Source organism: Candidatus Erwinia dacicola (assembly GCF_001756855.1).
Lineage (GTDB): Bacteria > Pseudomonadota > Gammaproteobacteria > Enterobacterales > Enterobacteriaceae > Erwinia > Erwinia dacicola.
In genome coordinates this window covers 1-6,522 of record NZ_MAYS01000572.1, presented here as the reverse complement: position 1 = coordinate 6,522, position 6,522 = coordinate 1, and the positions used below count along the sequence as shown (strand labels likewise).

The window sequence follows — 6,522 nt, the reverse complement described above, 5'->3', positions numbered from 1 at the left end:
TGGTACTGACGGTCACGGTAGCCGTTACGGTAGGTCTCCCGCTCGTCACTGCGCTCAGGAGGCTCTGCGTTGATGCGCTGAGTGACATCGGCCTCCATGATGCGGTTGAGCATAAATTCGGTGAGTTCACGCAGACAGTCCTCGCCGCCGAGTTGCATCAGGGTGTTGCTGAATGTCATGCTGTTGTCGGCCATCGGTTGACTCCTTCTGAGATAATTGTCTAATTAACCATTACCTTACCGGATAAGCCGATGGCTCTCACCATCCTTCCAAATTTACACCACGTCCTAAGACTCTACCGTAATTTAACCTTTATTGCTTTACCTGAGGTTTTACAGCAGCTAAAGTGAACAAATCCCGTGCAGATACGACAATTGGATGCGATCCAGAGGGATCTTTATCCGGGGCTTGAGCACTCGCGCCACAGGGCATATACTGCTCAAACTTTGAGAATCTCGGGTTTGGCGTTTTGTGCCTGCTAAGCGGGTTTACATAGAACTCGCCTAGATGGGCTATAAGCCTGACGAGGCGGTCGGAACCTTATTTTTAAAGCTCGAGCTGATTTGATTTTTGGAGAAATAGACATGTCACGAGTATGCCAAGTAACTGGCAAGCGTGCGGTGACGGGTAACAACCGTTCCCACGCAATGAACGCGACGAAACGCCGTTTCCTGCCAAACCTGCACTCTCACCGTTTTTGGGTTGAGAGCGAAAAGCGCTTCGTTACACTGCGCGTAACTGCCAAAGGCATGCGCGTAATTGATAAAAAGGGTATTGAGACGGTTCTGGTCGATCTGCGTACCCGTGGTGAGAAGTACTTAAGGTAAAGGAACTAAATCATGGCTAAAGGTATTTGCGAGAAGATCAAGCTGGTTTCTTCTGCTGGGACAGGTCACTTCTATACCACCACGAAGAACAAGCGTACTAAGCCGGAAAAACTGGAACTGAAGAAATTCGATCCAGTCGTCCGCCAGCACGTGATATATAAAGAAGCTAAGATTAAGTAATTAATTTTAATGGATAAAAAACCCGGCTTCGGCCGGTTTTTTTTGTTTCTGCGGGTCTGTAATACTGTGCGGCATCGCAGGTGACCAAACAGCAACGGAGGCGAGAATATGCCAGAGTTACCCGAGGTAGAAACCAGCCGACGTGGGATCGAACCGCACCTAGTGGGTGCCACTATTCTGCATGCGGTGGTGCGCAATTCACGCCTGCGTTGGCCGGTATCACAGGAGATCCACGCGCTAAGCGACCAGCCGGTGCTTAGCGTTCAGCGCCGGGCTAAATATCTGCTGCTGGAACTGCCGACGGGCTGGATTATCATCCACCTCGGCATGTCGGGTAGCCTGCGCGTGCTGCCGGAAGAGCTACCTGCGGCGAAGCATGACCACGTCGACCTAGTGGTGAGCAATGGCAAAGTGCTGCGTTATACTGACTCGCGTCGCTTTGGCGCTTGGCTGTGGAGCCCGGATCTGACGGTCAGCTCGGTACTCTCCCACCTCGGGCCAGAACCGTTGAGCAATGACTTTTCCGCGCAGTATCTGTTTGAAAAATCACGCGGTAAACGCACGGCGGTAAAACCCTGGCTGATGGACAACAAAATAGTGGTGGGAGTGGGCAACATCTACGCCAGCGAATCGCTGTTTGTCGCCGGGATCCTACCCAATCATCCGGCAATGGAACTGAGCGAAGCCGATAGCGCGCTGCTGGTTCGCACCATCAAGGCGGTGCTGCTGCATTCGATTGAGCAGGGCGGCACCACGCTGCGCGACTTTTCACAAAGCGACGGCAAGCCGGGCTATTTTGCTCAGAAGTTGCAGGTTTATGGTCGGGCAGGGGAGCTGTGCAGAGCGTGTAGTACGCCGATTGAAATTAGCAAACACGGGCAGCGCAGCACCTTCTTTTGCCGCCGCTGCCAGAAGTAATCTCAGAGTTTGGCTTTCAGCGCCTGATACACCGGCGCTGGCAGGAACGCCTGCACTTCACCACCGTGGCGCGCCACCTCTTTTATGAGGGACGAGGAGATAAACGAGTACTGTTCGGAAGGCATCAGGAAAACGCTTTCCAGAGTCGGCAGCATGTTGCGGTTCATATGCGCCACCTGCTGCTCGTATTCGAAGTCAGAGACTGCGCGCAGGCCGCGCACCAGCACATTAGCCTGCTGCGCTTTGGCAAAGTTTGCCATCAGGTCTTTAAACCCTACCACTGCCACATTCGGCAGGTGCGTAACCACCTCGGTCGCCAGCGCCACGCGTTCCTCAAGGGAAAACAGCGGTTTTTTGCTCGGACTGGCGGCAACGGCCAGCACTATGCTGTCAAATATCAGGGCCGCACGCGACACGATATCAAGGTGTCCGTTAGTCATCGGATCAAAGGTGCCGGGGTAGATGGCTTTGGTGCTCATAGTCTGCCCTTCCTAGATGCGTGATTCAGAGCCCAGAGGGCCGCGTATTTGTTAAAAGTATACTGTGCATTGACCATCGCCAACAGCCATCCCTGCTTACCATCAAGAAAACCTGCGCGCAGCACAAGCGTTTTGAAAAATGCCCCGAAGGTATGGCCGAAGATGGCGGCAATCCCACAGCGCTTGCCCTGCTGGTGACGCTGTTTAGCCAAGGCTTCCGCGTAAGCAAACTGCTTCCACTGGAAGGCAGAAAAATCCCGGCAGGTCAGATGCAGCAGGTCGCCCTTGAGCGGCGTTGCGCACTTACCGGATGTTTCCAGCGACTCATGCACCTGGTTGTCATTGTAGCGGTAGTGGCATGGATAGAGGCGGGTGACGCGGTCGGGATACCAGCCGCTGTGGCGCATAAAGCGCCCGAGGAACAGGTTACGCCGGGCGATGCTGTAGACGCTGTCTGAAGCGGGCTGCTCCAGCACATGTTCAATGGCGTGTTGAAGTTCAGGCGTGACGCGCTCATCGTTGTCGATCGTTAAAATCATCGGATGGCTGGCGTAGCTCTGTGCCAGCTGGCGCTGCTTGCCGTAGCCGTGCCACTCGCTGGAGTGATAAACCCGCGCGCCGTGCCGTTCGGCAATGGCTGCGGTGCCGTCGCTGCTGCCGGAGTCGAGCACGATGATTTCATCCGCCCAGCTGATGGACTCAAGACATTCAGGCAGCAGCTCGGCTGCGTTTTTGGCAATCATCACAACCGACAGTTTCTGACGTGCGTGCATTTAATGATTCCGCTGTGGCAGATGAGGTTCCAGTAAATGTAGCAGGCGCTGCAGAGCACCCTGGTTCTGATGCAGCACATCAACGGCATGACGACCATAGTAGAGGCGATAGTCCTCATCGGTCAGCAGATTGCCGATCTCTTTATCCAGCGAGTCGGCATCCATAACGGTAATCAGACCATCTGCCCGCTGCAGGCGGGCACAGATATCTTTGAAATTAAAGGTATGTGGCCCCATCAGTACCGGAATGGCGTGGGCGGCAGGCTCCAGTGGATTATGACCACCGCATTCGACCAGGCTGCCGCCAACAAAGGCGAGATCGGCAATACCGTACAGCAGCATCAGCTCACCCATGGTATCGCCAATCACGACCTCAGTGCTGCCGGACGGGATCTCACCGCTGCTGCGCAGGATATAGCTGAAGCTATTTTTTTGCGTCAGCGCTCGTACCGTCTCAAAACGTTCCGGGTGGCGCGGCACCAAGATCAGCAGCAGATTATGGAATCGCGCCAGTAATTTGCGGTGCGCGTCCAGAATAATGCTCTCTTCCCCCTCATGGGTACTGGTTGCAATCCACACAGGGCGGCGTGGCGCCCACTGGCGGCGCAGCGTGATCGCGCGGGCAGCCAGCTCTGGCGTCACGGAGATATCAAATTTCAGGCTGCCGGTTACCGCCAGATGAGAGCTCTTCAGGCCAAGACTGATAAAGCGCTTCCCGTCTTCGGCATTCTGCGCGGCAATAAGCGTAATGCGTTGTAGCAATCGCTTCATAAATTTGCCGATTTTCTGGTAACCCTTTGCGGAGCGTTCTGACAGCCGAGCGTTGGCAATCACCAGTGGGATTTTACGCTCGTGCAGCTGGGTAATCATGTTCGGCCAGAGCTCGGTTTCCATGATGATCACCAAGCGTGGGCGCACGGTATCGAAGAAGCGGTTCATCGCCCTAGGCAGGTCGTAAGGCAGATAGACGTGATGCACATCTTTGCCGAAGGCGGAGCTGGCTCGTTCAGACCCGGTGGGTGTCATGGTGGTGACCACGATAGGCAGATCGGGGTAGCGATGGCGCAGCGCCCGCACCAGCGGAATGGCGGCCAGCGTTTCGCCCACCGAAACTGAATGCAACAGAATACCGTCAGGTTTTACTTTGCCTGCGCAAAAGCCATAGCGTTCCGCCCAGCGTTTGCGATAGGTAGGAGATTTCCGGCCACAGAGCCAGAGACGAAGCCAGATTAACGGCTGAATGAGATACAGCAGAGCGGTATAAATGGTAATCATCACATTGCTTTTCAGATGAACAGAGACTTACGCCCGGAGATAGCCAAAAAAAGAGGAATAATGCCGCATGTTAGCAGATAACCCGGGCTGGCTCACACTACTTCATCATGGCTAAAGATGGACTCAGGTTATAGGAGGCTTTGTTGAATAAATAAAGATTATGCTGCGACCTTGAATTGGCCTATATGTCCAGACACTTTTTATCGCTTAACCCATGGCTGGTTCGCCGCCGCAGATATTCCCGTGGCGAATGATATCCCAGCACACTGTGGGACGTCATGATCAAACTCCGAAAGGTCGGGTGATGCCATTCGTTGTAATGTTTGAAGGCCTCCACAAGGTTCTTAACCGCGGTTAGCCCGTCAGGTTTCGGCATGATGCTGATGTGGTCGCGCTTCATCTTAGACTGGCCCCCTGAATATCCAGACAGGTAGACACTCTTAAAATAAGAGGTAGTCTTAAAACTATGTTTAGCACTGGTCACAACGATAAAATGATTGAAATCCTGTCCGGACCTGAGCGTAGACGCCGTCGCACGCCACAGGAAAAAATCGCTATTGTTCAGCAGACCCTAAAGCCCGGTATGACGGTTTCCCATGTTGCGCGACTGCATGGCGTCAACGCCAATCAGGTGTTTATATGGCGGCGTCAGTACCAGAATGGCAGCCTGACCGCTGTCAGTGCCGGTGAAGATGTTGTACCGGCCTCTGAACTCATTGCCGCCATGAAGCAGATAAAAGAGCTTCAGCGACTGCTGGGTAAAAAAACCATGGAGGTTGAACTCCTCAAAGAAGCTGTGGAGTACGGCCGCACAAAAAAAATGGATAGCGCCCGCGCCCTTGCTTCCCGGGGATACGGACTGACCCTTATCAGCCGTTGCCTTAATGTGTCGCGCGCGCAGCTGTCGCTCTGTATTCACCGACCGTCAGACTGGCAGGACAGACGTCGTCGGCGGTATCATGACGATGAGGTGCTTATAGCCCAGATAGTGAAACACATCGCTGAACTATCAACCTACGGATACCGCAGGGTCTGGGCGCTTCTGCGCAAGGAAAACGAAGATGAGGGAGCAGAAACAGTGAATGTCAAAAGGGTTTACAGAGTGATGCGCGATAATCATCTGCTTCTGGAAATGAAAAGGGGCAGCAGCGGAGCCTCGTTCTCATAACGGTAAAGTGGCAGTGGCGCAAAGGTTGCCGGAACCCAAGGCATTTCCGTGGCCTGCTATTCAGTGCTCCTTGGTACTTGCGGAGCTCGTCATCCGTCACTGCCGTCAGGTCAGTTCCTTTCGGGATAAACTGCCTCAACAACCCATTGGTGTTCTCGTTTAGCCCGCGCTGCCACGAGGCATATGGATGAGCGAAGTAGGTTTCCGCTTCCAACGCGTCAGCGACTTCCTTGTGCCGGGTAAACTCCCTGCCGTTGTCGAACGTGATTGTGTGACAGACGTCCTTATAGCCGCTCAGCATCGAGATAATAGCGGCGGCAACTTCGGCAGAGTCTTTAGAAAAAACCTTCTTCGTCAGATAAATACGGCTTTTACGTTCGACCAGCGTAACGATGGCTCCAGTGCCTTGCTTACCCAGAACCAGGTCAGCTTCCCAGTCCCCAACCCGGCTGCGTTCATCAACCACGGCGGGTCTCTGCTCGATAGATACGGCGTCAGGTATCGGACTTCGCTTCTTGCCATAACCTTTGCGATAGCGGCGTTTACCCTGCCGGAGGAGCTTGTACAGCTTTCCGCCCTGGACTTTATCGCCGCTCACGTGCTGGTAAATCCATTCGTGACTAACCGGTCTGCCGATGATATCGCCAATGGCGCTGATTTGCTCAGGGCTCCACAACCAGTTGAGCGCTGCCTCAACAAAGAAGACCGTATCCTCATGCATCCTGCGTTTGCCGGCAGCCTTGCGGCGGCTGGTGCTGAGCTTCTGCGCTACCGCAGGCTGGTAGCCATCTACAGAGCGATTACGGCGCAGTTCCCGCGAGACTGTTGACTTACAGACGCCTAACCGGCGACCAATCTCGGCCTGACTAACTTTGTCTTCACACAACAGAGCTATCTGGTAT

The 6,522-nt window shown here is 54.1% G+C and carries 7 protein-coding genes and 3 pseudogenes; 4 read left to right on the top strand and 6 right to left on the bottom strand.

All coding sequences use genetic code 11. The annotated features are described in order from the left end of the window. Window positions 1–194, bottom strand: a 194-nt coding sequence (locus BBW68_RS14160; protein ID WP_186821351.1) for a transposase, incomplete at its 3' end; no start/stop codon positions are given. 390 nt (window positions 195–584) lie between these two features. On the opposite strand from BBW68_RS14160, the gene rpmB reads away from it, so the two are divergent. From rpmB to mutM, 3 genes are all read left to right on the top strand, one after another. Then, window positions 585–827, top strand: coding sequence for a 50S ribosomal protein L28 (rpmB, locus tag BBW68_RS14155; protein WP_070135840.1), 243 nt, complete (start codon window positions 585–587; stop codon window positions 825–827). A gap of 12 nt (window positions 828–839) precedes the next feature. After that, on the top strand, window positions 840–1,007 hold the full coding sequence (gene rpmG / locus BBW68_RS14150; RefSeq protein ID WP_070135839.1) for a 50S ribosomal protein L33: 168 nt from the start codon (window positions 840–842) through the stop codon (window positions 1,005–1,007). Window positions 1,008–1,115: 108 nt separating this feature from the next. Continuing rightward, window positions 1,116–1,925, top strand: a complete 810-nt coding sequence (gene mutM / locus BBW68_RS14145; protein WP_070135838.1) for a bifunctional DNA-formamidopyrimidine glycosylase/DNA-(apurinic or apyrimidinic site) lyase — start codon at window positions 1,116–1,118, stop codon at window positions 1,923–1,925. Between the two features lie 2 nt (window positions 1,926–1,927). Here the strand turns inward: mutM and coaD are convergent, their stop codons facing one another. From coaD to BBW68_RS17195, 4 genes and pseudogenes are all read right to left on the bottom strand, one after another. Further along, entirely contained in the window at window positions 1,928–2,404 is a 477-nt protein-coding gene (coaD, locus tag BBW68_RS14140; RefSeq protein WP_070135837.1) for a pantetheine-phosphate adenylyltransferase, read from the bottom strand. Continuing rightward, complete coding sequence (locus BBW68_RS14135; protein WP_070135836.1) at window positions 2,401–3,177, bottom strand: glycosyltransferase family 2 protein; 777 nt, start codon at window positions 3,175–3,177, stop codon at window positions 2,401–2,403. Before BBW68_RS14135 ends, coaD begins: the two co-directional genes overlap by 4 nt. Next, entirely contained in the window at window positions 3,178–4,452 is a 1,275-nt protein-coding gene (gene waaA / locus BBW68_RS14130) for a lipid IV(A) 3-deoxy-D-manno-octulosonic acid transferase (protein ID WP_070135835.1), read from the bottom strand. A gap of 181 nt (window positions 4,453–4,633) precedes the next feature. Then, window positions 4,634–4,930: pseudogene (locus BBW68_RS17195) on the bottom strand (hypothetical protein); the annotation flags it as partial. A gap of 15 nt (window positions 4,931–4,945) precedes the next feature. Between BBW68_RS17195 and BBW68_RS17190 the strand changes: the two are divergent. Further along, a pseudogene (locus tag BBW68_RS17190) lies at window positions 4,946–5,642 on the top strand (transposase); the annotation flags it as partial. Here BBW68_RS17190 and BBW68_RS14120 read toward each other — a convergent pair. Next, a pseudogene (locus BBW68_RS14120) lies at window positions 5,643–6,522 on the bottom strand (IS30 family transposase); the annotation flags it as partial. It lies immediately after the preceding pseudogene.

Coding starts and splice junctions, on each gene's coding strand:
- rpmB (WP_070135840.1), top strand. CDS start 585: ATGTCACGAGTATGCCAAGTAACTGGCAAGCGTGCGGTGACGGGTAAC.
- rpmG (WP_070135839.1), top strand. CDS start 840: ATGGCTAAAGGTATTTGCGAGAAGATCAAGCTGGTTTCTTCTGCTGGG.
- mutM (WP_070135838.1), top strand. CDS start 1,116: ATGCCAGAGTTACCCGAGGTAGAAACCAGCCGACGTGGGATCGAACCG.
- coaD (WP_070135837.1), bottom strand. CDS start 2,404: ATGAGCACCAAAGCCATCTACCCCGGCACCTTTGATCCGATGACTAAC.
- BBW68_RS14135 (WP_070135836.1), bottom strand. CDS start 3,177: ATGCACGCACGTCAGAAACTGTCGGTTGTGATGATTGCCAAAAACGCA.
- waaA (WP_070135835.1), bottom strand. CDS start 4,452: ATGATTACCATTTATACCGCTCTGCTGTATCTCATTCAGCCGTTAATC.